Annotated in this window: 25 protein-coding genes; 13 read left to right on the top strand and 12 right to left on the bottom strand. The window is 66.1% G+C overall.

What is annotated here, in order from left to right:
- Positions 1 to 9: 9 nt before the first annotated feature.
- On the bottom strand, positions 10 to 1,545 hold the full coding sequence (locus CAL26_RS24990) for a hypothetical protein (RefSeq protein WP_094849346.1): 1,536 nt from the start codon (positions 1,543 to 1,545) through the stop codon (positions 10 to 12).
- 274 nt (positions 1,546 to 1,819) lie between these two features.
- Here CAL26_RS24990 and CAL26_RS24995 point away from each other — a divergent pair, with 274 nt between their 5' ends.
- The gene (locus tag CAL26_RS24995) at positions 1,820 to 2,539 is read left to right on the top strand and encodes a GntR family transcriptional regulator (protein ID WP_094849347.1); all 720 of its coding nucleotides are present in this window, start codon (positions 1,820 to 1,822) and stop codon (positions 2,537 to 2,539) included.
- A gap of 25 nt (positions 2,540 to 2,564) precedes the next feature.
- On the opposite strand, the gene CAL26_RS25000 is transcribed toward CAL26_RS24995, so the two are convergent.
- The 4 genes from CAL26_RS25000 to CAL26_RS25015 all read right to left on the bottom strand — a co-directional run bounded on the left by CAL26_RS25000 (position 2,565) and on the right by CAL26_RS25015 (position 4,324).
- The gene (locus CAL26_RS25000) at positions 2,565 to 2,867 is read right to left on the bottom strand and encodes a 2Fe-2S iron-sulfur cluster-binding protein (protein WP_094850069.1); all 303 of its coding nucleotides are present in this window, start codon (positions 2,865 to 2,867) and stop codon (positions 2,565 to 2,567) included.
- Positions 2,868 to 2,952: 85 nt separating this feature from the next.
- Positions 2,953 to 3,279 carry a ferredoxin gene (locus tag CAL26_RS25005; RefSeq protein ID WP_256988583.1) on the bottom strand — a complete coding sequence of 109 codons (327 nt, stop codon included), beginning with the start codon at positions 3,277 to 3,279 and terminating at the stop codon, positions 2,953 to 2,955.
- A complete protein-coding gene (locus tag CAL26_RS25010; RefSeq protein ID WP_094849349.1) occupies positions 3,276 to 3,578 on the bottom strand; it encodes a 2Fe-2S iron-sulfur cluster-binding protein in 303 nt (100 codons plus the stop codon). The genes CAL26_RS25005 and CAL26_RS25010 overlap by 4 nt, the downstream gene beginning before the upstream one ends.
- A gap of 14 nt (positions 3,579 to 3,592) precedes the next feature.
- A complete protein-coding gene (locus tag CAL26_RS25015) occupies positions 3,593 to 4,324 on the bottom strand; it encodes a TenA family transcriptional regulator (protein WP_094849350.1) in 732 nt (243 codons plus the stop codon).
- A 170-nt stretch (positions 4,325 to 4,494) separates the two neighbouring features.
- Between CAL26_RS25015 and CAL26_RS28205 the strand changes: the two genes are divergently transcribed.
- Positions 4,495 to 4,722: a hypothetical protein gene (locus tag CAL26_RS28205; protein ID WP_143277496.1), complete on the top strand. Its 228-nt coding sequence runs from the start codon at positions 4,495 to 4,497 to the stop codon at positions 4,720 to 4,722.
- A 159-nt stretch (positions 4,723 to 4,881) separates the two neighbouring features.
- On the opposite strand, the gene CAL26_RS28420 is transcribed toward CAL26_RS28205, so the two are convergent.
- Positions 4,882 to 5,052: a hypothetical protein gene (locus tag CAL26_RS28420; protein WP_179283476.1), complete on the bottom strand. Its 171-nt coding sequence runs from the start codon at positions 5,050 to 5,052 to the stop codon at positions 4,882 to 4,884.
- On the opposite strand from CAL26_RS28420, the gene CAL26_RS28425 reads away from it, so the two are divergent.
- The 4 genes from CAL26_RS28425 to mdoH all read left to right on the top strand — a co-directional run bounded on the left by CAL26_RS28425 (position 5,051) and on the right by mdoH (position 9,983).
- Entirely contained in the window at positions 5,051 to 5,209 is a 159-nt protein-coding gene (locus tag CAL26_RS28425; protein WP_179283477.1) for a hypothetical protein, read from the top strand. The genes CAL26_RS28420 and CAL26_RS28425 overlap by 2 nt on opposite strands.
- A gap of 127 nt (positions 5,210 to 5,336) precedes the next feature.
- Complete coding sequence (locus CAL26_RS25025; RefSeq protein WP_094849351.1) at positions 5,337 to 5,600, top strand: DUF1488 family protein; 264 nt, start codon at positions 5,337 to 5,339, stop codon at positions 5,598 to 5,600.
- A 338-nt stretch (positions 5,601 to 5,938) separates the two neighbouring features.
- Positions 5,939 to 7,468, top strand: a complete 1,530-nt coding sequence (locus tag CAL26_RS25030) for a glucan biosynthesis protein G (RefSeq protein WP_094850070.1) — start codon at positions 5,939 to 5,941, stop codon at positions 7,466 to 7,468.
- Positions 7,449 to 9,983 carry a glucans biosynthesis glucosyltransferase MdoH gene (mdoH, locus tag CAL26_RS25035; RefSeq protein ID WP_094849352.1) on the top strand — a complete coding sequence of 845 codons (2,535 nt, stop codon included), beginning with the start codon at positions 7,449 to 7,451 and terminating at the stop codon, positions 9,981 to 9,983. Before CAL26_RS25030 ends, mdoH begins: the two co-directional genes overlap by 20 nt.
- Before the next feature lie 45 nt (positions 9,984 to 10,028).
- Here the strand turns inward: mdoH and CAL26_RS25040 are convergent, their stop codons facing one another.
- The 5 genes from CAL26_RS25040 to apaG form a co-directional block, all read right to left on the bottom strand.
- Complete coding sequence (locus CAL26_RS25040) at positions 10,029 to 10,979, bottom strand: D-2-hydroxyacid dehydrogenase family protein (protein WP_094849353.1); 951 nt, start codon at positions 10,977 to 10,979, stop codon at positions 10,029 to 10,031.
- Between the two features lie 48 nt (positions 10,980 to 11,027).
- A complete protein-coding gene (locus CAL26_RS25045) occupies positions 11,028 to 11,942 on the bottom strand; it encodes a DsbC family protein (protein ID WP_094849354.1) in 915 nt (304 codons plus the stop codon).
- 31 nt (positions 11,943 to 11,973) lie between these two features.
- Positions 11,974 to 13,143 (bottom strand): UbiH/UbiF family hydroxylase, encoded by a 1,170-nt coding sequence (locus CAL26_RS25050; protein ID WP_094849355.1) that lies wholly within the window; start codon positions 13,141 to 13,143, stop codon positions 11,974 to 11,976.
- Positions 13,140 to 14,453 (bottom strand): murein transglycosylase A, encoded by a 1,314-nt coding sequence (gene mltA / locus CAL26_RS25055; protein ID WP_094850071.1) that lies wholly within the window; start codon positions 14,451 to 14,453, stop codon positions 13,140 to 13,142. The genes CAL26_RS25050 and mltA overlap by 4 nt, the downstream gene beginning before the upstream one ends.
- A 64-nt stretch (positions 14,454 to 14,517) precedes the next feature.
- The gene (gene apaG / locus CAL26_RS25060) at positions 14,518 to 14,892 is read right to left on the bottom strand and encodes a Co2+/Mg2+ efflux protein ApaG (protein ID WP_086067265.1); all 375 of its coding nucleotides are present in this window, start codon (positions 14,890 to 14,892) and stop codon (positions 14,518 to 14,520) included.
- Between the two features lie 100 nt (positions 14,893 to 14,992).
- Here apaG and rpe point away from each other — a divergent pair, with 100 nt between their 5' ends.
- The 7 genes from rpe to CAL26_RS25095 all read left to right on the top strand — a co-directional run bounded on the left by rpe (position 14,993) and on the right by CAL26_RS25095 (position 21,277).
- On the top strand, positions 14,993 to 15,697 hold the full coding sequence (gene rpe, locus CAL26_RS25065) for a ribulose-phosphate 3-epimerase (protein ID WP_373454505.1): 705 nt from the start codon (positions 14,993 to 14,995) through the stop codon (positions 15,695 to 15,697).
- Positions 15,698 to 15,746: 49 nt separating this feature from the next.
- The gene (locus tag CAL26_RS25070; RefSeq protein ID WP_094849356.1) at positions 15,747 to 16,490 is read left to right on the top strand and encodes a phosphoglycolate phosphatase; all 744 of its coding nucleotides are present in this window, start codon (positions 15,747 to 15,749) and stop codon (positions 16,488 to 16,490) included.
- A gap of 266 nt (positions 16,491 to 16,756) precedes the next feature.
- Positions 16,757 to 18,277: an anthranilate synthase component I gene (trpE, locus tag CAL26_RS25075; RefSeq protein ID WP_086067268.1), complete on the top strand. Its 1,521-nt coding sequence runs from the start codon at positions 16,757 to 16,759 to the stop codon at positions 18,275 to 18,277.
- A 39-nt stretch (positions 18,278 to 18,316) separates the two neighbouring features.
- Positions 18,317 to 18,886, top strand: coding sequence for an anthranilate synthase component II (locus tag CAL26_RS25080; RefSeq protein WP_094849357.1), 570 nt, complete (start codon positions 18,317 to 18,319; stop codon positions 18,884 to 18,886).
- Between the two features lie 36 nt (positions 18,887 to 18,922).
- Positions 18,923 to 19,948, top strand: a complete 1,026-nt coding sequence (trpD, locus tag CAL26_RS25085; RefSeq protein ID WP_094849358.1) for an anthranilate phosphoribosyltransferase — start codon at positions 18,923 to 18,925, stop codon at positions 19,946 to 19,948.
- 1 nt (position 19,949) lies between these two features.
- Positions 19,950 to 20,738 (top strand): indole-3-glycerol phosphate synthase TrpC, encoded by a 789-nt coding sequence (gene trpC / locus CAL26_RS25090; protein ID WP_094849359.1) that lies wholly within the window; start codon positions 19,950 to 19,952, stop codon positions 20,736 to 20,738.
- A 20-nt stretch (positions 20,739 to 20,758) separates the two neighbouring features.
- Complete coding sequence (locus CAL26_RS25095) at positions 20,759 to 21,277, top strand: acyl-CoA thioesterase (RefSeq protein ID WP_086067272.1); 519 nt, start codon at positions 20,759 to 20,761, stop codon at positions 21,275 to 21,277.
- Here CAL26_RS25095 and CAL26_RS25100 read toward each other — a convergent pair.
- Entirely contained in the window at positions 21,255 to 22,928 is a 1,674-nt protein-coding gene (locus CAL26_RS25100; protein WP_094850072.1) for a response regulator, read from the bottom strand. The genes CAL26_RS25095 and CAL26_RS25100 overlap by 23 nt on opposite strands.
- Positions 22,929 to 23,099: the final 171 nt, after the last annotated feature.

Genomic DNA, 23,099 nt, shown 5'->3' on the forward strand with positions numbered 1-23,099 from the left:
CCTTTTTCGTCACTGCCAGATCAGGATGGCGCAGATGGTCGACACGAACAGCGCCAGCACCACGGGCAGCAGCAGCGCGCGCACCATCTCCAGCACGTGCACGCGCGCGAATCCGGCGACGGCGATCAACGATGACCACGCGATCAACGTCCCACCGCCCGTCCACACCGCGCCCATCTGGCCCACGGCCGCCAGGGTGGCGGGATCGATACCCACCACGGGCCCCAGCGCGCCCGACAATGTTCCTGTCAGCGGCAGGCCGGCGAAACCCGAACCGTCGATGCCGGTCACCATGCCGACCAGCAGCACGCCGAACGCCACCAGGAAATGATTCGACGGGATCAGGTGCTGCGCGGACGCGATGATCTCGAAAAGCAACCCTGGAGCCTGCGCGCTGTCCATGCCCAGGATCTGGGCCGCGGTATCGTGCGCGCCGATGAAGAAGAAGCCCGCGATCGGCAGCACCGACCCCATGGCCTTGAAGGCGAACACGAATCCGTCGGTGATGTGGTCCGGACAGACGTCCAGCATGCGGCGCGGGCCTTCCGCTGCCAGCGTGACCAGCATCATCAGCGCGACGGCGACTCCCCCGACCAGCGCGGCCGCGTCGCCGCCGCGCAGCGCCGGCAGGCCAGGCACGATGCGCGGCAGCACCATGATCGCGATGACGCCCAGGAACGCCACCGGCGTGATCACCGCGAAGGCGCGCGACCATTTGATGCGGCGGGCTTCCTCCGGGGTGGCGGCGCGGCGCGGCGGCGTGCCAGGGGGCTCGTCATAGCTCGTGCCGCGCGCCAGTTCCGCCTTGTCGAAGCTGCCCTCGGATTCGATCTGCGCCAGCGTGCCGTCCTGCGCGCGTGCCTGCCACGCGCTCAGCAACGCGGCGTTGCCGGGAACGATATGGCGGCGAATCATGAAGTAGGTGACCAGCAGCGCGATCCCGCCAGTGATCAGGGACAGGACCAGCGCGCGATCCGCCACCGTGGCGGCGCTCACCGCCGCGCCAGCGGCCTTCGCGCTGATGCCGGGCGCGACGCCGATGACGTAATCCGAGGACAGCGCCATGCCCTGGCCCGCGATGGCGATGGCCATGGCGCCCGCCAGCGGCGGCAGTCCCGCGGCGATCGCCGCGGGCAGCAGGATGGCCGATACCAGCGGCACCGCGGGCGTCGGCCAGAAGAACAGCGAGATAACGTACGTACACGCGGCGATGATGAAGTAGGAAACGTGGCCGCCCCGCATGATGCGACGCATGGGCTGCACCATGCGCACATCGGCCTGTATGGACTTCAGCGCATTCAGCAGCGCCGTCATGAAGGTGATCACCAGGAAGATGTTGAACAGCTCCTTGGCGGCCACGAAGCTGGCGTTGAAGATGCCGATCAACGCGCTGATGGGGCTCCCGGTAATGGCCAGGACCACCAGAAAGGTGCCGATCACGGACGGCACCACGACATTGGCGCGCAGGATCATCGTCAGGATGATCGCGGCCACGCTTATCAAATACACCCAATGCGAAGCATTGAGCACCACGTCGGTATGCATCACTTTCCCCTTGCTGCCATGCCGGCAGTTCATAGTCGCGACGAACTGTATACTATATGGCGAACTCGACGCCGCCAACGGCATTCTTGCTCTACTAGGGAATACGATATGCAGGGCGGGCTGGGCCGGCCCCTGGGAAGCATCTCGATTTGCAGGGACAGAACTGGGATACCATATACATTCTCGCCGCGCCTATCGCCCTCGCCGCCCGGAGACACCGCCCTGGGGTAATACAATCAACCCGACACCCATACGCTTGCTCGCACCCGCCGCCATGTCCATACAGAATCCATCACCGGCAACGAACAACCCCGCGGCGGCAGCCGCCCGTCCGCTCAAGATAGGCGAACAGCATCCGCAACTGTTCGCCGTGGTTCGCGATCAATTGCGGGCACGCATACTCAGCGGCGAATTCACGCCCGGCGACCGCCTGGTCGAAGGCCGGCTGTCCGACGAAATGGGCGTGTCGCGCATTCCCGTCCGCGAGGCATTGCGTGCCCTGGCCGCCGAAGGCCTGGTCACGATCGAACCGCGGCGGGGCGCGTCCGTATCCATATTGTCGGACGACATGGCCAACGACATGATCGAGGTTCGCGCCACGCTCGAAGGCCTGAACGCGAAACTGGCGGCGCAGCGCCGGGACCAGGGTACGGTGGCGCGGCTGCAGAACTTCCTGGACGAAGGCAACATGGCCGCGCGTGCCGATACGCTGGAACGCTTCCTGGCCTTGAATTCCGAGTTTCATGAAATGCTGGCGACCATCGCCGGCAACGTAGTGCTGACCGACCTGATGCGCTCGCTGCGCGATCGCACCGCCCTGCTGTTCGCGCCCAGCAACATGCGGCGCGCCAGGCAGAACTGGGACGAACATGCACAGATCCTGAACGCGGTGATCGCGGGCAACGGCGATCTGGCCGCGCTGCTGGCCAGCCAGCATGTCCACAACGCGGCCAAGGCCTACGTCGAGGCCCAGCAATCCCGCACGGGCGCCTAGGCGCGTACGGCGCCGAGCGGCCCCGCTATTCCGGGCGTCCGGCCCACGAGACCTTGATGTCGCCGTTGACGAAGGTCTGGCACGCCATCCTGTAGCCTTTTTCGAAGTCCTCCGGCTTCAGGTGCCGGCGCTCCTTCGGCTTGACCGCGTCGGTGTTTTCCAGGCCTTCTTCGATCAGGCATTTGCAGGTGCCGCACAATCCGCCACCGCACTTGAACGGTATGCCCCCCTTCTCTTTCAGGGATACACGCAGCAGATTGCTATTGGGCGCCGCGGTCACCACCTTGCCGCCATTGGTTATGAATGTGATTTCGACCATGATGAGAATAAGCCCCGGTTGAACACGGGATGGTTGAACGCGGATGTCGAACGCCGGATAACCGCGATGAACGCGATGAGCGCGATGAACGCGGTCAGCGCCTGACCAGCGTTGCCTGCAGCGTGCCGAAGTTGGCGAGCTGACGGATCGCGGTACGCGCATCGTCGAGCGACGCGTAGCGCTCCATGATGCGCATCGGGACCAGGTTCACGGTGTGGGGCGGAGCGTCTTCGACGATCCTGACCCGCCCACCCGCGATCAGGCTGACGATCTGGAAGACGGCCTTGGGTTTGCCGTAGAACAGGTAGTCATAGGTTTCAGCGATGCCGGCTTCGGCCGGCGGCTCGCTGCGATAGACCCCCGGCCTGCTGGTCAGGACCACGTAGCCATCGGCGTCCCCGCCCGTCGACGTACCCATCATGCTTCGCCGTCGTCCTGGGCCAGCTCGATGTCGGCCGTCAGCCAGAGCTGGCAGGCCAGGCGGTAGCCCTGGTCCAGCCGCTCGCCCAGCTGTTTTTTCTCCTTCCAGTTCGGCGGCGGCAGATGTTCGGCGCCCGTCAGCACCCGGCAGGCGCACTTGGCGCACTTGCCCATGCCGCACTCATAGCGCAGATGCGGATAGGGAAAGCGCTTGATACCCGCGCGCACGACCAGGTTGGCGTTGTCCTGGACGACGTCCGTATAGCTGCGGCCGGCTTTATGGAATACGACGGTGGGCATGGCTGATCCGCGGCTCAGGCGGCCATCTGCAACTCAGGCAGCGGGATATCCTGCTGGACGTAGTCGGTGTACAGCGCCGTGGTGTACAGCAGGCGCATCTGCGCGCCGATTTCACAGATCTTCAGGCAACGCTGCTGCAGCTCCACCGTATTGGCGTGCTCCAGGACGATCTGGTAACCCCGTTCGCCGTGGATCTCGTCCGACACGATGTGCAGGTCGAAGAACTCGACTTCTTCGTCGCTGAAGCCGTATTTGTCCCGCAGCGTGGGCGTCTGCTTGCGATAGATCGACGGCACCTGCGACTCCAGGCCGACGACCAGGCCCGCCACGGCCACGATGGGGTCCTCGCGCATGGCGACGGCATAACACCAGCTTTGCAGCGCCCGCGTGGTCGGCGACATATTGTCGGGGTTGGTGACCCGTTCACGCGTGGTGCCGCAGGCTTCGGCGAAACGAATCAACAGATCGGTATGGCGATCCCCGCCGATTTCCTCTTCGTACATATTGGCGAGCAGGAAGTCCTTGGCCTCGGTATAGCCGTCCGGCGTCCTGGCATACAGGTATCCCAGATAATCGGCGAAGGGACCGACGTAGTGGTAGTGGTTCTCGGCCCAGCGGCAGAGATGCTCGCGGGTGAGCTTGCCGCTCGCCCAGGCGATGCTGAAGGGCGACGCGTTCGCGCTCTTTCCCTTGATGGCGTTTTCCAGGGCAGTTCGGAATGCGTCTCGGCTCATGAGTTCGGCCATGGCAGGCTCCTGATTCGGCGTTGGGCTGGCCCACCGGGGTGTGGATCCATTACGGAACATTGTATACCGTATTCTTTAGGCAACACCTAGGGGAAACGCGTAGCAGAAGCACCCCGAACCAGGAGGCGCGGGCTATAATGACAGCAACTTGAACGCAATTAGTATTTACCATGAGTAACCTCGACACCCCCCGCCAGACTCCTTCGGAGCAATACCAATCCGTACGCATCGGTGAACAAATGCGTGTGCACCTGGAACGCCGGGCAGCCATTCGCCGCGCGGTCCCGCTGCTGCCGCGCCGTTGGGCGGAACTGTTCGCCCTGTGGCGCCGTCCCGCGGGTGGCGACTCGGGCAAGGCGGGCGCGCCGGAAGGAAAGCTGGCGCCGCACGCCCGCTGATATCGCGACTGAATATAGAGTGCAGGCTCGCCCCGCCGGCTGGCGGGGCACGGCGCTTGCTCCTTCGTCGGTTCCAACAACCGGCAAGGAGATTCACATGAAGCTACGCCGTCTCACGCCCGCCTTGACTCTGGCAGCCCTGCTCGCCGCTGGTGGTGCTTACGCCCAGTCGTCGGCTCCGACTACGCCTTCCACGACGCCGAACGACTCAACCGCGACCCCGCCGAACAACCCCAAGGTTCCCCCGGGCACGGCGTCGCCCCCGGTAAATTCGACCGCCACGCCGCAGTCGAACACGGGCATGGGCACCAGCACCAAGAAGAACGGCATGCACAATGGTTCCCACACCAAGAGCAAGAGTGGCACCACGCATCACTCCGGCACGCGGAATTCCACCGGCAACTCCAGCTCCATGAGCGGCGATACGTCGACCTCGGGTTCGGCTCAACCGTCGAAGTCGGTCCCCGCGACGGGCTCGGGCAAGTAATTCCGCCCGGCCTCGCAGGCCACCGGCCGGCCGATTCCGGCCGGCTCTTCATTTTCGCCACCGCTACGCAAAGCCGGGCAAGGCCACTTGCCTGGCAGCGGTGCGCGTAACGTGCAGGAGGGCAAGCATGGGGACGTTTGCGCACAAGACCCACGCCCGGGTCGAAGACGACGTCATCGTCTTTTCCCTGTCCCTGAATGGGGAAGAACGCCAGTTCGAGATTTCCGGAGACGCGCTGCGTGAATATTTCGGCGCGGAAGATAACTCCGGCAGCGCATTGTTGCGCGCGTTCGAACGCGGCTGCGACAAAATCCAGTCTGTCGCCGAGGCCGCGTTCAACACCCCGACAGATGGCGTGACCACGCTGGGTACCGGCGATTTCGACAATTGAACGCACCGGACCTGCCTGCCGCGCCTGGCGAAATACCCGACAGGCGCGGCGGGGCGCCAAATAACCGCCACCGATCCCGGCCACAATAACAATACGTGACCGTATTTTGACGGCGAGAGCGGCGCAGGAAACCGGAGAAAATCGGCCCGCGAACGCATGATGCCGCGCAAAAAATTATTTCAGGTTTGACAGGACGCCGACCCAATCGGAGGGGACATTGTGCAAAAATCGCGCTGTCACATCGCATTCCGCCCCACCCTTGGAGCCAGAGGCAATCCCACGTGTTTGCGTATTCTTCCCGCCGGTTGACCGGCGCACTGTCCGCGCTTTGCGTGTCGATGGCCGCCTTTGCCGGCATGGGCATCGGCCAATCCGCCCACGCGTTTTCCTTCTTCGATGTCATGAAGCAGGCCCGCGACCTGGCGGACCAAAGCTACAAGGCGCCGGAACCCAATCTTCCCGATTCCCTGCAGGAATTGAAATTCGCCGGTTATCAGCAGGTGCGGTTCAAGAATGACCACCTGTACTGGGGAAACGCGGGGACCAAATTCACGCTGGGTTTCTATCACGAGGGCATGCATTTCAATACGCCGGTCAAGATCAATGAGATCGACGCGGCCGGCGTGCATGAAATCAAGTTCAATCCCGACGACTTCGATTATGGCAATCTGAAGCTCGATGCCGCGGCGCTGAAAAACCTGGGCTTCGCGGGATTCCGCGTGCTGTATCCGGTCAATAGCAAGGACAAGAAGGACGACGAACTGGCCTCGTTCCTGGGCGCCAGCTATTTCCGCGTGATCGGCAAGGGCCAGAACTATGGCCTGTCCGCCCGCGGCCTGGCCATCGATACCGCGCTGCCGTCGGGAGAGGAATTCCCCCGCTTCCGCGAATACTGGATCGCCCGGCCGTCGCCGGAAGACACCACGCTGACCATCTACGCCTTGCTGGATTCGCCGCGCGCGACGGGCGCCTTTCGTTTCCTGTTGCGTCCCAATGACGCGAATACCATCGTCGATGTGAAGTCGCGCATCTTCCTGCGCGATCAGGTCGGCCGCCTGGGTATCGCGCCGCTGACCAGCATGTTCCTCTTTGGCTCGAACCAGCCGTCCCAGGTGGTGAATTACCGCCCGGAAATGCACGACTCCGATGGCCTGGCCATACACACCGGCAACGACGAATGGCTGTGGCGCCCCCTGGTCAACCCGCGCCGTCTCGCCGTCAGCGCCTTCAGCGTGGAAAACCCGCGCGGTTTCGGCCTGCTGCAGCGCGGCCGCGATTTCAGCCGCTATGAAGACCTGGACGACCGCTACGACAAGCGCCCCAGCCTGTGGATAGAGCCGCAGGGCGATTGGGGCAAGGGCAGCGTCCAGCTCGTGGAAATTCCCACAAAAGATGAAACCAACGACAACATCGTGGCCTTCTGGGTGCCGGACAAGCAGCCGGCCAAGGGCGACCCGCTGGATCTGACCTACCGGATGGTCTGGACGTTGGACGAAAAGAAAGTGCACGACACCCCGCTGGCCTGGGTGATGCAGACGCGCCGTTCGCGCGATGAAGTGAAAGGCCCGGATCTTATCCGCCGCTCCGACGGCAGCATCGCCTACATCATCGACTTCGTCGGGCCGTCCCTGCAGTCGCTGCCGGCCGATGCCACCATCACGGCGGATACCTGGGTGGATGGCAATGGACAGATCGTGGAAAACAGCGTGCGGCCCAACCCCGTGACGGGCGGGCGCCGCCTGACGCTGCGCGTGAACGTCAAGGATCCCACCAAGCCGGTGGAAATGCGGGCTTTTCTGACGAACGGTCAAGCGCCCCTGTCGGAAACCTGGACTTATCGCATTCCGAATGAACCTGAAGCCAAATAACAGCCTGCCCGGCGCCGACGCGGTCGAAGACTACCTCGCGCGTCTGGCGCTTCCGCCCGAAACCCGAGCCGCCACGCAGGAACGCGCGGCGGCGGCGGCGGAAGAAGGCCGGTCCGCCCTGGACGCGATCCACCGATCCCTGGCCGGCGACGATACGCTGGGCGGCGATCCGGTGCTGGCGTCGGGCATGGAACGCTTGCGGGTCGCCGAAGGCAACGATCCCGATATCGCCGGCATGGCCCGGCAGCTGCCTGATTCGGGCGTCTGCCTGGCATCAGCGCCGCCGCTGAACCGCACGGCGATGTCGCCGGAACCCTGGGTACCCAATCCCATTGCGCGTTTCTGGCGTCGCCTGCGCGGACAGGGCCCGCATATGTCCGACGACTATATGGCGACCGCGCCGCGCATGGATCCGCGCTGGCGCCAGGCCGGCAGCCGGCGCCGGATGTGCCTGGTGACCATGGTGGCGCTGCAGACCGTGATCGCCACGTATTACATGAAGGGCGTGCTGCCCTATCAGGGCAAGCAGATCCTGGAAGTCGGCATCCTGTTCCTGTTCGCCCTGCTGTTCTGTTGGGTGTCGGCCGGCTTCTGGACGGCCATGATGGGCTTCCTGCAGCTGCTGATCGGCCGCGACCGCTACAGCATTTCGGCGCGCGGCACGGAAGACGCCCCCATCGACCCGTCGGCGCGCACGGCGATCGTCATGCCGATCTGCAACGAGGACGTCTCGCGGGTATTCGCGGGCCTGCGCGCGACCTATGAATCGCTGGCCCAGACCGACGCGATGGACCACTTCGATATCTTCGTCCTGAGCGACAGCTACAAGGCCGATATCTGCGTGGCGGAACAGCGTGCCTGGGTGGACCTGTGCAAGGCGGTCAAGGGCTTCGGGCGCATCTTCTATCGGCGCCGCCGGCGGCGGGTCAAGCGCAAGAGCGGCAACATCGACGATTTCTGCCGCCGCTGGGGCGGCAACTATCGCTACATGATCGTGCTGGACGCGGACAGCGTCATGACCGGCGAGTGCCTGAAGCGGCTGGTCCAGCTGATGGAAGCCAGCCCGGACGCCGGCATTATCCAGAGCGCGCCGCAGGCCAGCGGCATGGACAGCCTGTATGCGCGCATCCAGCAGTTCGCCACGCGGGTCTACGGGCCCCTGTTCACGGCCGGCATGCATTACTGGCAGCTGGGCGAATCGCACTACTGGGGCCATAACGCCATCATCCGGCTGGCGCCGTTCATGCGGCATTGCGTACTGGCCCCGCTGCCGGGCAAGGGCGCCTTCGCGGGCGCCATCCTGTCGCACGATTTCGTCGAAGCGGCGCTGATGCGGCGCGCGGGCTGGGGCGTGTGGATCGCCTACGACCTGCCGGGCAGCTACGAGGAATTGCCGCCCAATCTGCTGGAAGAGGTGCAGCGCGACCAGCGATGGTGCCACGGCAACCTGATGAACTTCCGGCTGTTCTTCATCCAGGGCTTCCATCCCGTGCACCGCGCGGTGTTCCTGACGGGCGTGATGTCGTATCTGTCGGCGCCGCTCTGGTTCCTGTTCCTGCTGCTGTCCACGGCCCTGCTGGCGGTGCATACCCTGACGGAGCCGCAGTACTTCGTCGAACCGCGCCAGTTGTTCCCGATCTGGCCGCAATGGCATCCCGACAAGGCCATCGCGCTGTTCTCGACCACCTTCGTGCTGCTGTTCCTGCCCAAGGTGCTGGGTGTGGTGCTGGTGTGGGCGCGTGGCGCGCGCCTGTTCGGCGGTCGCCAGAAGGCCTTGGCCAGCATGCTGATGGAAGTGCTGTTCTCCATGTTGCTGGCACCGGTGCGGATGCTGTTCCACACGCGTTTCGTGGTGGCGGCATTCCTGGGACTTTCGGCCAAGTGGATCTCGCCCGCGCGGGACAACGACCGAACCACCTGGGGCGACGCTTTCAGGCGCCACGGTTCGCAGACCTTGCTGGGCATATGCTGGGCCGGGCTGGTGGCGTGGCTGAACCCGGTTTTCCTGCTCTGGATGGCGCCCATCCTGGCGGCGCTGCTGCTGATCATTCCGCTGTCGGTCTATTCGAGCCGGGTCGACCTGGGCCGGCGCGCCTACCTGGCGCGGTTCTTCCGGATTCCGGAGGAAACCCAGCCGCCGACCGAATTGCAGGCGACGCGCCGCTATACCGCGCAGAACCGCAGCGGGCAGCATGCGCCGGACTTCGAGGATGCCGTCGTGGATCCGGGCGTCAACGCGCTGGCCTGCGCGATGGCGACCGCGCGGCACAAGCCCAATCCGCTGAACGAAGCGTTCCGCCGCCAGCAGGTCGAGCACGTGATGGAATATGGGGTGGATGCCCTGTCCGAGCCGCAGAAGATCAAGCTGCTGGACGATCCCGTGGTGTTGAGCCATGTCCACGAGGCAATCTGGCGCAGCCGGGAAGAACACGCGGTGCAACTGCGCGAACGCACCGCTCCGCGCGAAACACCCGCCGCGACGCTGGAATCCGTCGAAACGGCGCCGGCGCTTTGAGTCGCCACCGGCGGCCGGCGTCAGCCGGGCCGCCGGCCGCGCTTGTCACAGGGTGCGGATGGGCGCCCCGGCGGCCCAGGCCTTGATGGCCTCCAGCACATTCCGATAGAAGGCCTTGAAGTTGTCGGCGCTGACATAGCCCAGATGGGGCGTCAGCACGACGTTCTTCAATTGGCGCACGGGGTCGTCCGCCGGCAGCGGTTCGACCGGGAAGACGTCCAGGCCCGCACCACCGATGCGCCGGTTGCGCAACGCATCCATGAGCGCGTCCTGATCCACCAGCCCGGCGCGCGAGGTATTGACCAGGAAGGCGGTGGGCTTCATGGCGGCGATGCTGGCCGCATCCACCACGCCGCGCGTGGACGCCGACAGGATCAAATGCACGCTGATGACGTCGGCGGTCGCGAAAAGCTCCTGCTTGTCGACGTAGCGCGCGCCGCCCTGCTCGGCACGCTCCGGCGTCAGGTTCGGGCTCCAGGCCACGACGTCCATGTCGAAGGCGCGGCCGACGCGGGCCAGCGCGCTGCCCAGCTTGCCCAGGCCGACGACGCCCAGGCGCAGGCCCTTCAGCGAGACCGGCATGCCGGTCTGCCACAGGCCGCGGCGCATGTTGGCGTCTTCCGTGCAGATATTCTTGAACAGCGCCAGGATCAGCGCCCAGCTGAGCTCGGCGGTGGCATTCAAGCCGTTTTCCGAGCCCGGGGCGCCGGACACGACGATGCCCCGCGCCTTGCAGGCCGCCAGGTCGACGGCGTTGTTGCGCAGGCCGGTCGTGACCAGCAGGCGCAGGTTCGGGAGGGCATTGACCAGTTCCGCCGGGAACGGCATGCGTTCGCGCATGATCACGATGACGTCGAAAGGCTGCAGCGCGGAAACGCGCTGGGACTCGGGCAGATGCTCGCGGAACACTTGCACGTCGGCCTGCGGCCCGAGCGATGCCCAGTCAGCGTAGTCCTGCGACACGCCGTGGTAGTCGTCAAGAATGGCAATCTTCAATGCCGTCTCCTGGTGGATGGATGGGGAATTCCGGAGCAGCGTGCCCGCTCAGCCGCCCTTCTTCGATGATTTGTCCAGATGCGCGAGCAGTTCGTCCTGCGGCAGCGCGCCGCTGACCCGGCTGCCGTCCGGGAAAAACAGCGTGGGGGTTCCACGCACCATCAATCGTTGTCCCAACGCCAGCACCTGGTCGATCGGCGCGTTGCAGTTGGCGGTCGCGGCGCCGGCCGGCGGCATCTTGCCGCGCACCATCCAGTCATCCCAGGCCTGTCCGGGCTTCTGCGCGCACCAGATATCACGGGCCTTGGTGCGCGAGTCGGGCGCCAGGATGGGGTAGATGAAGGTGTAGACGGTCAGGTTGGGGATGCCTTCCAGCGTATGGCGCAGCTGCTTGCAGTAACCGCAGTTGGGATCCTCGAAGATCGCGACGGCGCGCGAGCCGTCCCCGGTCACCCGCTTGACGGCCAGCTTCAAGGGCAACTGGTCGAACGAGATCGCGCCGATCTGCTCCTGCCGTTCACGCGTCACGTCCTGGCGGGTGGCCGCGTCGATCAGCGGGCCTTCCATCACCCAGCCCACTTTCGCGTCGGTGTAGATCAGGTCCATGCCGACCTGCACTTCGTACAGGCCGTAGGGCGTACGGTGCACGGCGGTGACGGTCAGGTCCGGGAAGCGCTGGCTGAACAGCGCGCCCACCTGATCGGTGTCGGCGGAGCCGCCCTGGCCGGTCGCGGTGCTGGTCACTTTCTCACCGGGGTTGGCGCCAGCGGTGCTGGTGACCTTGGCGGCGGGACCGCCGCCCGACGTACTGGTGACCGTTTCCCCCGGCTGGGGCTGCCCCGCCGACTGGGTGGAAATCACCTTGTCCGCCGCGCTGGCTGAAGCCGGCGCGACGACCGCCGCCACGATGGTGGCCGCGGCGGCGGCAGCGCGAATGGCGGAAAGCCAGGCTGGGTTGTTCATGTGGGAGACTCCTTGACACTCACCGGCGCGTTCAACGCCCAGAAGCTTGCTCGATCAGCAGCCGTTTGAAAAGAGGGACGGCATCCACCCAGCGCATGCCCGTATTGCGCAGCCAGGCAGCGGGGGCGGCCCGGCTGGTGAAGAGCTTGTGCAGGCCGTCCGTCGCCAGGCGCATGGCCAGCACCGGTTCGGCGCGGGCACGCTGGTAGCGCCGCAGGACCCTTGGATCGCCCGCGCTGCGATAAGGTTCACGCCCCGCGACGATGGTCGCCAGGGTTTCGGCGTCCCCCAGTCCCAGGTTCAGGCCCTGTCCCGCCAGGGGATGCACGCGATGCGCCGCGTCCCCCACCAGGGCCACGCCGGGCGCGGTCATGGGGCCGTGCTCCAGGAACAGCGGAAAACCGTGCAGGCCGATATTCATGCGCAGCGCACCGAGACGCCCTTGCGTCACCGCCGCCAGGTGCGCGGCCACGGCGGCCGCCTGCGCGTCGGCGGGCAGCGCCTGCAAGGCCTGCGCGCGCGCGGAAGGCGCCGACCACACCATGGACACCTGAGGACCACGCGCCGTGTCGGGCAAGGGCAGCAGGGCCAGCACGCCTTCGTCGTGGAACCACTGCATGGCGGCGCCGTGGTGCGGCAGCGCCGCGTCCAGGTTGCTCACCAGGCCAACCTGGCCGTAGGGCGTGGAATGCTGCTTCAGGCCGGCCGCCGTACGCAGCGGCGACCCGGCGCCGTCAGCGCCTATCGCCAGGTCCGTACGCAGCTGGGCGCCGTTTTCCGTGAGCACGGCGCCGGCCTGGAAGCCGGCGCAGCGGTCGGCGATCCACGGAATGCCGGACAGGCGTACCGCCTGGGCCAGCACCCGCTCGATTTCGGCGGCCTCCACGATCCAGGCCAGGTGCGGCTGGGCGGCCTGCCAGGCGTCCAGGGTGACGGAGCCGTCCGCGTCGCCATGAATTTCCATGGTGTCGACCGGTGCGATGCGCGCCGCCGGCAGGGCATCCCAGATCCCGAGGGCGGCCAGGAAACGCTGGCTGGCCGGCGACAGCGCATACACGCGGGGCGCGTAGTGCTCTGCCTGGGCCGGCGGCACGGCCGCGGCGGGCGCCAGTACCGTGACCGGCTGCTTCCGGCGCGCCAGCGCCAGGGCGGTCGCCAGGCCGACGATGCCGGCGCCGCAGACAAGAATTCCCTGTTTCATCGCGCGCTGGGCTCCCCGGCCTGCTTGGGCCACAAAATCCACATCTGGCCGCGCTGCTTCATGCGGCCCGCCATCTGGCCGGCGGCATCGCCGTAGCCCCAATAGAAATCAGCGCGCGCGGCGCCGCGGATGGCGGTGCCGGTGTCCTGCGCGAAGACCAGCCGGTCCAGCGGACGGTCCGTTCCGGGCCAGCTGGTGCCCAGGAAAACCGGCGTGCCGAGCGGCACGAACGAGGTATCCACGGCGATCGACCGGCGCGCCGTCAGGCTCAGGCCATACGCGCCGCGCGGACCCGCCTCCGGATCGGTGACTGCCTCTTCCTTGAAGAAAACCACCGCCGGATTGGCGTTCAGCATCTCGCGCACCCGCTGGGGATTGCGCTGCGCCCAGGCGCGGATGTTCTGCATCGAAGCCTGGTCCGCCGTCAATTCGCCTTTGTCGACCAGCCAGCGGCCGATGGAGACGTAGGGCTGTCCGTTGTGGTCGGCGTAGGCCACGCGTATCGTCTTGCCGGCATCCGGGCCGTCCGTCAGGAGCACGCGGCCGGAGCCCTGCACCTGCAGGAAGAAGTTGTCGACCGGATCGTCCACGTAGACCAGCGCCGGCGGACGCCGCGCGGGATTGTTCTCGAGCTCGGCGCGGGTGTCATAAGGCACGACGCGCTTGCCGTCCAGCTTGCCACGCACCCGCTTGCCCGCCAGCTCGGGGTAGATGGACCCGAGGTCGATGGTCAGCAGATCCTTGGGCGGGGCGTAGAGCGGCCATTGGTTCAGCCCGCCCTGCACGCGCGAACCGCGCACCAGGGGTTCGTAGTAGCCCGTGACCATGTTCGACGCCGGCTTGCCGTCCGGGGCCAGCAGGCGCCAGGGCTGCAGATACGTCTGCAGGAAGCGCCGCACGCTTTCCGCGTCGGTGGCGACGGGCCGGCGCGAGGCGTCTATCGCCGCGGCGCACACGGGCTGCCAGGCGCGCGGCGTGGCCCGCGCCGGCAGGGTCAGGTTGCCGGACGTCGGCCGCATCAGGCCCTTGCAATTGCGCAGGAACACCTGCCAGAACTGGGCCAGGTCGTCGTCGCGCCAGGCGGGAATGTCGCTGAAATTGACGCGCTGGAAGCGGCCCGCCAACGGCCGGGTCGGCGAGTCGGGCAGGCTGGCCAGGGGCGGCACCACCAGGGGCGTTTCCGCGGCGGGGCTGGCGGCCGCGCCCGCGCCGGGCGTGGTGGCGGCCTCTTCCGGAGGAATGCCGTTTTCGACGGTGGAACAGCCGGCCAGGATGAGGCCCAGCAGGGCAAGCGGGGCCAGGCGATACAGGGAATGCTTCATCTAAAAGGGGGCGGTATCTGGGCGTGCCCGCGACGGATGCGCGGGCGGAGTGTCAATGCAGGGTGCGCGGCATGGCCAGCAGGAATTCCTCTATCTGCACCTCGAAGGGAATGCCATTTTCGCCGACGCAATGGTAGCTGCCCCGCATGGTGCCCACGGGCGTGGGCAGCGGACAGCCGCTGGTGTATTCGAAGGTTTCGCCAGGCGCGAGCAGCGGTTGCTGGCCGACCACGCCCAGGCCGCGCACTTCCCTGACGCGCTGGTTGCCGTCCGTGATGATCCAATGCCGGCTGATCACCTGGGCCGGATGCTCGCCGGTATTGGTGATGCGCACGGTATAGGCGAACACATATTCCTGTTCGCCCGGATTGGACTGCTCCGCCACGTAGCGCGGCTCGACAGCAACGGTTAGGTCGTAGGGTTTCACTGGCTTTCCGGCCTTTAGGGGTGGGTCGGTCGATTGGACAGCGGGCGTCGATCCCGGCGAACTACAATATTGGCACATTATCCCTTGAATGCCGCCGACCATGTCCTTCCTATCCCCGGCCACCCGCATCGCGCCCAGCATCCTGTCCGCCGACTTCGCCCGCCTGGGCGAAGAAGTGCGCAACGTCGTCGCGGCGGGCGCCGACTGGATCCACTTCGACGTCATGGACAACCATTACGTGCCGAACCTGACGATAGGCCCCATGGTGTGCGCGGCGATCCGGCCGCACGTGGAAGTGCCCATCGACGTGCACCTGATGGTCGAACCGGTGGACGAACTCGTGCCCCAGTTCGCCAAGGCGGGGGCCAACATTATTTCCTTCCATCCCGAAGCCACGCGCCACGTCGACCGCACGCTGTCGCTGATCCGCGACCATGGCTGCAAGGCGGGGATGGTGTTCAACCCGGCCACGTCCCTGGACCACATGGACTACGTGATGGACAAGCTGGACGTCGTCCTGATCATGTCCGTGAACCCCGGCTTCGGCGGCCAGAGCTTCCTGCCTTCGGCGCTGCACAAGCTGCGCGAAGCGCGCGCGCGCATCGACCGCTGGGCCCTGGAAGGCGGCCAGCACATCGCCCTGGAAGTCGACGGCGGCGTCAAGGTCGACAACATCGCGGAAATCCGCGCGGCGGGCGCCGACACCTTCGTCGCGGGATCGGCCATCTTCGGCCACCCCGACTATGCCCGGATCATCGGCGACATGCGCGAGCAGATCGCCCGGGCCGGCACGTTGTCCGCCTGAACCGGCGTCCCGCATCTTGGCCTGTTTCCGGGCCTGAAGGAAATCCGCTATGAAACCCTTCCAAGCCGCCCTGCTCGACCTGGATGGCACCCTGCTGGATTCCGTGCCGGACCTGGCCACGGCGGCCAACGCCATGCGCGTCGAACTGGGGATGCCGCCGCTGCGCGAAGACGTCATCGCCACGTTCGTCGGCAAAGGGGTGGACCGGCTCGTGGAGCGCGCGCTGGCCGGCTCGCAGGACCACGATACGCTGGATGCGGAGCTGTACGCCCGCGGGCGCACCTCTTTCTACCGCCACTATCACTTGGTGAACGGCGACAAGGCCGCGGTCTTCGACGGCGTGCTGGACGGGCTGAAGGCGATGCGCGAGCAGGGGCTCAAGCTGGCGGTCGTGACCAACAAGGCGACGGAATTCACGATACCGCTGCTGCAGCGCACCGGCCTGGCCGGTTTCTTCGCGGCGGTCGTCTGCGGCGACACCTGCGCCCGCAAGAAACCCGACCCGCAGCCGGTGCTGCACGCCTGCTCGCTGCTGGGCGTGCGCCCGGACCGCGCCGTGACCATCGGCGATTCCATCAACGACGCGCAGGCCGGGCGGGAAGCCGGCACGTCCGTGCTGGTCGTGCCCTACGGGTACAACGAAGGCGTCGATGTGCGCACGCTGGACGTCGATGGTATAGTATCGTCGCTGGTCGAAGCCGCGCAGTGGATCGCGCGGGGCGGCGCCCAGTCGGGGATCGCCCCCGGCCGAGGCGTGCTTTCTACCGGCACCCACGCTGAAAAATTCGACTGACAGCTAAAACTGACAGATACCCAAGCAGACCCGCGAACGAAATGAACGTCTCCACCCCCATCCAAATGCTCGGCGCCTCGTGGCGTTGGTGGCGTTTGTCTTCCGGGTGGCGATGAAGCGATAAGCGAGCTAGTCCCGGCGTCCGACGTTCACGAACCAGGCGCCGCAGCAGAATCCCCAAAGCCCGGAACCAGCATACTGGCCGGGCTTTTTGTTTTTCGTCTTTCGCCCGGCTCGACAGCAGAAAGAACCCGAACGAGACCGATATGACAGAACTGGAATTCAAAGCCCTCGCCAACCAAGGCTACAACCGTATCCCGCTGGTGGCCGACACCTACGCCGACCTGGACACGCCGCTGGCGATCTACCTGAAGCTGGCCCATTCAGGCCCGGAAAACGGCCGCAACAGCTGCCTGCTGGAATCCGTGGTCGGAGGCGAGCGCTTCGGCCGCTATTCCTTCATCGGCCTGCCGGCCCACACCGTCATCCAGGCGCGCGGCACGGTGACGGAAGTCGTGCGCGAGGGCAAGGTCGTGGAAACGCATCATGGCGATCCCCTGGCCTTCATCGAACAGTACCAGTCCCGTTTCAAGGTCGCGCTGCGTCCGGGCATGCCGCGCTTCGCCGGCGGCCTGGCGGGCTATTTCGGCTACGACACGGTACGGCACATCGAGCCGCGCCTGGGCCCGGCGGTCAAGCCCTTCCCGCCCGGCATGGACGAAGGCACGCCGGACATCATGCTGCTGCACGTGGACGAACTGGTCATCGTCGATAACCTGGCCGGCCGCATCTACCTGATGGTCTACGCGGATCCGGCGCAGCCGGAGGCCTATGCCCGCGCGCAGCAGCGGCTGCGCGAACTGCGCCAGAAGCTGCGCAAGCCCGTGGACATCCCCTACAGCCACGCCAGCATGCAGACGGAGGAAAGGCGCGACTTCAAGAAGGAAGACTACCTGGCCGCCGTCAGGCGCGCCAAGGAATACATCGCCGCCGGCGACCTGATGCAGGTGCAGGTGGGCCAGGTCATCACCAAGCCCTTCCGCGATTCGCCCCTGTCGCTGTACCGGTCGCTGCGCTCGCTGAACCCGTCGCCGTATATGTACTTCTGGAATTTCGGCGATTTCCACGTGGTCGGCTCGTCGCCCGAGATCCTGGTCCGCCAGGAGCGCGTCGTGGAAGACGGCGAGCCCAAGTCGCGCATCACCATCCGGCCGCTGGCCGGCACCCGCAAGCGCGGCACGACGCCGGAAGAAGACGCCGCCCTGGCCGCCGAACTGCAGGCGGACCCCAAGGAAATCGCCGAACACGTCATGCTGATCGACCTCGCCCGCAACGACGTGGGCCGCGTGGCCGAGACCGGATCGGTGAAAGTCACCGACACCATGGCCATCGAACGCTATTCCCACGTGATGCACCTGGTGTCCAACGTGGCGGGCAACCTGGACCCCGCCATGACCAGCATGGACGTGCTGCGCGCGGCCTTCCCCGCCGGCACGCTGACCGGCGCGCCCAAGGTGCGCGCCATGGAAATCATCGACGAACTGGAACCCGTGCGCCGCGGCATCTACGGCGGCGCGGCGGGCTACCTGAGCTACGGCGGCGAAATGGACGTGGCCATCGCCATCCGCACCGGGGTGATCAAGGACGGCACCCTGTTCGTGCAGGCCGCCGCCGGCATCGTCGCCGATTCCAATCCGGAATCCGAATGGGCGGAAACCGAAGCCAAGGCCCGCGCGGTGCTGCGCGCCGCCGAGCAGGTTCAGAACGGCCTGGACCAGCCGTTCTGAACCGCCGGACACCCCGAGAACTGGAACAAGGGTAGAGCCATGAGCCTCCTGATGATCGACAACTACGACTCCTTCACCTACAACCTGGTGCAGTATTTCGGCGAACTGGGCGAAGACGTGCGCGTCGCGCGCAACGACCAGATCACCCTGGAAGAAATCGCCGCGATGAAGCCCGACCGCATCTGCGTGTCGCCCGGCCCCTGCTCGCCCACCGAGGCGGGCATCTCGGTGCCGGTGATCCAGGAATTCGGCGGGCGGATTCCCATCCTGGGCGTGTGCCTGGGCCACCAGGCCATCGGCACGGCCTTCGGCGGCGATATCGTGCGCGCGCCGACCATCATGCATGGCAAGACGGTGCGGATCAGCCACACGGGCACGGACATCTTCACTGGCCTGCCCACCCCGTACACGGTGATCCGGTACAACTCGCTGACCATCGCGCCCGACACGCTGCCCGATTGCCTGGAAGCCACCGCCACCGCCGAGGACGGCGACATCATGGGCGTGCGTCACAAAAGGCTGCCCATATACGGGGTACAGTTCCATCCCGAATCGGTGCTGAGCGAACACGGGCATGCCTTGATGCGCAATTTCCTGAACATCCGATAAAGAACCGGGAAGCCGGTCCACCAGGAGGGAGTCCATATGACCATCACCGCGACCGAGGCGCTGACCCGCTGCATCGAGCACCGCGAGATCTTTCACGACGAGATGCTGCACCTGATGCGCATGCTGATGAGCGGTGAAATGTCCCCGCAGATCGCCACGGCCTTGCTGATGGGCCTGCGGGTCAAGAAGGAAACCATAGGCGAAATCACCGCCGCCGCGCAGGTCATGCGCGAGTTCGCCACCCCCGTCCATACGCCCTATCCCGAGCAATTGCTGGACATGTGCGGCACCGGCGGCGACGGCAGCCAGACCTTCAACATCTCCACCGCCGCCATGTTCGTCGCCGCCGCCGCGGGCGCCAAGGTCGCCAAGCACGGCGGCCGCAGCGCATCGTCGTCCTCGGGCAGCGCCGACGTCCTGGAGGCGCTGGGCGCGAACCTGCAGATCAATCCGGAACAGGTCGCCGAATGCATCGCCAACGTGGGCATCGGCTTCATGTTCGCGCCCGCCCACCATGGCGCCATGAAGAATGTCGCCGCGGTCCGCAAGGAACTGGGCGTGCGCACGATTTTCAACATCCTGGGCCCGCTGACCAACCCCGCCGGCGCGCAGAATCAGCTGATGGGCGTCTTCCATCCCGATCTGGTGGGCATACAGGTCCGCGTGCTGGAACGCCTGGGCTCGCGCCACGTGCTGGTGGTACATGGACGCGACGGGATGGATGAAGCGTCCCTGGGCGCGGGCACCCTCGTGGGCGAGCTGAAAGACGGCAAGATCCTGGAATATGAAATCCATCCGGAAGACTACGGGCTATCCATGATGTCCAACCGGGGGATCAAGGTGTCCAATCGTGAAGAATCGCGCGACCTCATCCTGGAAGCGCTGAACGACAAACCGGGCCCGGCACGCGATATCGTTGCCCTGAACGCCGCCCTCGCCATCTATGCGGGCAACGTCGCTCCATCGATTGAAGCCGGCCTGAAACTGGCGGCTGATACGATTGCCTCTGGTGCCGCTCGCGGCAAGCTGGAAGAATTTTGCGCCTACACCCGGAAGTTTTGAAATGAACGACATTCTTGCGAAGATCCTCGCCGTCAAGGCCGAGGAAGTCGCCACCGCCCGCCAGATGCGCAGCGAAGCCGAGCTGCTGCGCGAAGCGCAAGCCCGCCAGGACGTGCGCGGCTTCGCCCAGGCGATCGAAGACAAGATCGCGGCGGGCAAACCCGGCGTGATCGCCGAAATCAAAAAAGCCTCGCCGTCGCGCGGCGTCCTGCGTGAAAACTTCAGCCCGTCCGAGATCGCCGCGTCCTATGCGGTGCATGGCGCGGCCTGCCTGTCGGTGCTGACCGACGTGCAATTTTTCCAGGGCTCGCACGACCATCTGCGCCAGGCGCGCGCCGCCTGCCCGCTGCCGGTGCTGCGCAAGGATTTCATCATCGATCCCTACCAGGTGGTGTTTTCGCGCGCGCTGGGCGCGGACTGCGTACTGCTGATCGCGGCCGCGCTGGCGCCCACGCAGCTGAAGGACCTGGAAGCCTGCGCCATGGACCTGGGCATGGACGTGCTGGTGGAAGTGCACGACGCCGCCGAGCTGGAATTGGCCACGCAGCTGCGCACGCCGCTGATCGGCATCAACAACCGCAACCTGCGCACGTTCGAAACCACCTTGCAGACCACGCTGGACCTGCTGCCGCGGGTGCCCGCCGGCCGCCGCGTCGTCACCGAAAGCGGCATCCTGCGCCCGGAAGACATCCGCATGATGCGCGAAAGCAAGGTCGACGCCTTCCTGGTGGGCGAAGCCTTCATGCGCGCGCCGGATCCCGGCGCGGAACTGGCCAGGCTGATCGCCTGAAGCAGGACGGGATACAGAGCATGGACGAAGCTTTCAGCCACCAGTTGTCGATGACCATCCTGATGACCCCGGACATGGCCAATTTTTCCGGCAATGTCCATGGCGGCCACATCCTGAAGTACCTGGACCAGGTCGCCTATGCCTGCGCCAGCCGCTACGCCGGCCAGTACGTGGTCACGCTGTCGGTGGACCAGGTGGTGTTCCGCGAACCCATCCACGTGGGCGAACTGGTGACCTTCCTGGCCTCGGTCAATTACACCGGCCGCACCTCCATGGAGATCGGCATCAAGGTGGTCACCGAGGACATCCGGCAGAAGCTGGTGCGCCACACCAACAGCTGCTACTTCACCATGGTGGCGGTGGACGAACTGGGCAATCCCACGCCGGTGCCGCCGCTGGAGCCGCGCAACGAAGAAGAGCGCCAGCGCTTCGAAGCCGCCGACCAGCGCCGCGCGCTGCGCCAGGAAATGCAGCGCCGCCACGTCGCCATCAAGCGCAACGTCGCGGACAGCGGAATCACCGCTGCAGAGCCTCGCTGACCATCGCGGCCAGCTGATCCAGATTGAAGGGCTTCTGCAGCACGCGTTCGTGCTCCAGCACCGTGCCGCCGACCTGCGCGTCGGCGTAGCCGGTCGCGAGGATGACGGGCAGGTCCGGAAACAGGCTGCGCGCGCGCTCGATCACCTCCGCGCCGTTCAGCTTGGGCATGACGAAGTCCACCATCAGCAGGTCGGGCGGCTGTTCTTCCAGCATCGCCAGGCCTTCTTCGCCATCGGCGGCCTGCCGCACCTCATAGCCCAGTATCTGCAGGCACTCGACGATCAGGTGACGCACCGATGCGTCGTCGTCGATCACCAGGACGCTGGCGGCGCGCGCCTTCGCCGGCGCGCTGACGTCGGTGGATGGCATGCCGTCCACGGCGGCGTGATCGGCCAGCGCGAGCCAGATTTCCACCACCGCGCCGTGGCCCTCCACGCTGGAGACGCGGGCCGTGCCCCCGGACTGGCGGGCAATGCCGTAGACCTGGCTCAGGCCCAGGCCCGTCCCCTTGCCCACGGGCTTGGTCGTGAAGAAGGGGTCGAACACCTTGTTCAATACGTGGGGCGGGATGCCGGTGCCCGTGTCCTTCACCGCGACGACGATGTAGCGGCCCGCCGGCAGGTCGCCATCCCCGCTGTCGCGCACGGCGGTCGCCAGGCTGACTTCGCCGCCCGCCGGCATGGCGTCGCGCGCGTTCAGGCACAGGTTCAGCACCGCCAGCTCGAGCTGGTTCGCGTCCGCCGTGGCCAGCGGCAGGTCGGGCGAGAAATCCGTCAGCACGCGTACCGTGGGCCCCAGGGACAGGCCCAGCAGTTCGCGCATCCCGGCCAGCAAGGCGTTGATGTCGGTGGGACGCAGATCCAGGTTCTGGCTGCGTGAAAACGCCAGCAGCTGGGACGTCAGCTTGGCGCCGCGTTCGACGGCATGCTTGGCGTTGAGCGCGAGCCGCCGCAGCCGATCGTCCGATGACGTACGCTGTATCAGCTCCACGCTGCCCATGATGACGTTCAGCAGGTTGTTGAAGTCATGGGCCAGCCCGCCGGTCAGTTGGCCGATGGCTTCCATCTTCTGCGATTGCACCAGCGCGCTCTGCGTGCGTTCGCGTTCGCGGATCTCCTTCATCAGCCTGTCGTTGGCGCGGGCCAGGGCATGGGTGCGCTCGGCGATGCGGGTTTCCAGCGTCTCGTTGAACAGGCGCAGCGACTCTTCGCTCTGCCCCTGGCGATGCAGCGCCGCGCGCGCCTCGTATTGCCGGCCACGTCCGCGCAAGGCGGTGGTGACGGCGCGGTGCAGGACGTCTTCGCGCAAGGGCCGCTGCAGCAGGGTCACGTTGCCGAGCCGATCGCAGGCGTCAACCGGATCGGCACCGGCGGCGCCGTTCGCCGCCCGCGCTGGCGGCGAGGCGGGCTCCATCACCAAAAAAGAGAAGTCGGACCACGGTTCCTGCCGGGCCACCCAATCGGCCAACTCATCCAGCACCGACGCATTCAACGATTCTTGTGCGACGATGGCGCAGGCAGCGCCCGTGCGCAACGCGGCCAGCAGCTGCGCCGCGTCAGCGCAAGCCAGGCCTTGTCCGCCCACCGCGTTCAGCGCCCTGCCTATGATCCGCCCGTCATCGCCATGCGGGGCCAGCACCAATACTTGCATGGCATTGTCCACCGTAGCTCCCGTTGTTCTTCGATGACCCATTACATCAGCTCCCGCGAAGGGGTGGCTGTTACGCCGTGTTGCAGCGGGTGCGGGATATTTTCTCTGCGGAGCATGCCTAAGCATTCCATTACGAGTTTGCGTACATGATAGGCTTTGGCCCATCCATGA

It is taken from the genome of Bordetella genomosp. 9 (genome assembly GCF_002261425.1).
Classification (GTDB): domain Bacteria; phylum Pseudomonadota; class Gammaproteobacteria; order Burkholderiales; family Burkholderiaceae_B; genus Bordetella_C.

Excerpts from the sequence above, each read along its gene's own strand:
- CAL26_RS24990 (WP_094849346.1), bottom strand. The coding sequence starts at position 1,545 with ATGCATACCGACGTGGTGCTCAATGCTTCGCATTGGGTGTATTTGATA.
- CAL26_RS24995 (WP_094849347.1), top strand. The coding sequence starts at position 1,820 with ATGTCCATACAGAATCCATCACCGGCAACGAACAACCCCGCGGCGGCA.
- CAL26_RS25005 (WP_256988583.1), bottom strand. The coding sequence starts at position 3,279 with ATGATGGGTACGTCGACGGGCGGGGACGCCGATGGCTACGTGGTCCTG.
- CAL26_RS25010 (WP_094849349.1), bottom strand. The coding sequence starts at position 3,578 with ATGCCCACCGTCGTATTCCATAAAGCCGGCCGCAGCTATACGGACGTC.
- CAL26_RS25015 (WP_094849350.1), bottom strand. The coding sequence starts at position 4,324 with ATGGCCGAACTCATGAGCCGAGACGCATTCCGAACTGCCCTGGAAAAC.
- CAL26_RS28205 (WP_143277496.1), top strand. The coding sequence starts at position 4,495 with ATGAGTAACCTCGACACCCCCCGCCAGACTCCTTCGGAGCAATACCAA.
- CAL26_RS28425 (WP_179283477.1), top strand. The coding sequence starts at position 5,051 with ATGCACAATGGTTCCCACACCAAGAGCAAGAGTGGCACCACGCATCAC.
- CAL26_RS28420 (WP_179283476.1), bottom strand. The coding sequence starts at position 5,052 with ATGCCGTTCTTCTTGGTGCTGGTGCCCATGCCCGTGTTCGACTGCGGC.
- CAL26_RS25025 (WP_094849351.1), top strand. The coding sequence starts at position 5,337 with ATGGGGACGTTTGCGCACAAGACCCACGCCCGGGTCGAAGACGACGTC.
- CAL26_RS25030 (WP_094850070.1), top strand. The coding sequence starts at position 5,939 with ATGGCCGCCTTTGCCGGCATGGGCATCGGCCAATCCGCCCACGCGTTT.
- mdoH (WP_094849352.1), top strand. The coding sequence starts at position 7,449 with ATGAACCTGAAGCCAAATAACAGCCTGCCCGGCGCCGACGCGGTCGAA.
- CAL26_RS25045 (WP_094849354.1), bottom strand. The coding sequence starts at position 11,942 with ATGAACAACCCAGCCTGGCTTTCCGCCATTCGCGCTGCCGCCGCCGCG.
- CAL26_RS25050 (WP_094849355.1), bottom strand. The coding sequence starts at position 13,143 with ATGAAACAGGGAATTCTTGTCTGCGGCGCCGGCATCGTCGGCCTGGCG.
- rpe (WP_373454505.1), top strand. The coding sequence starts at position 14,993 with ATGTCCTTCCTATCCCCGGCCACCCGCATCGCGCCCAGCATCCTGTCC.
- CAL26_RS25070 (WP_094849356.1), top strand. The coding sequence starts at position 15,747 with ATGAAACCCTTCCAAGCCGCCCTGCTCGACCTGGATGGCACCCTGCTG.
- trpE (WP_086067268.1), top strand. The coding sequence starts at position 16,757 with ATGACAGAACTGGAATTCAAAGCCCTCGCCAACCAAGGCTACAACCGT.
- CAL26_RS25080 (WP_094849357.1), top strand. The coding sequence starts at position 18,317 with ATGAGCCTCCTGATGATCGACAACTACGACTCCTTCACCTACAACCTG.
- trpD (WP_094849358.1), top strand. The coding sequence starts at position 18,923 with ATGACCATCACCGCGACCGAGGCGCTGACCCGCTGCATCGAGCACCGC.
- trpC (WP_094849359.1), top strand. The coding sequence starts at position 19,950 with ATGAACGACATTCTTGCGAAGATCCTCGCCGTCAAGGCCGAGGAAGTC.
- CAL26_RS25095 (WP_086067272.1), top strand. The coding sequence starts at position 20,759 with ATGGACGAAGCTTTCAGCCACCAGTTGTCGATGACCATCCTGATGACC.
- CAL26_RS25100 (WP_094850072.1), bottom strand. The coding sequence starts at position 22,928 with ATGCAAGTATTGGTGCTGGCCCCGCATGGCGATGACGGGCGGATCATA.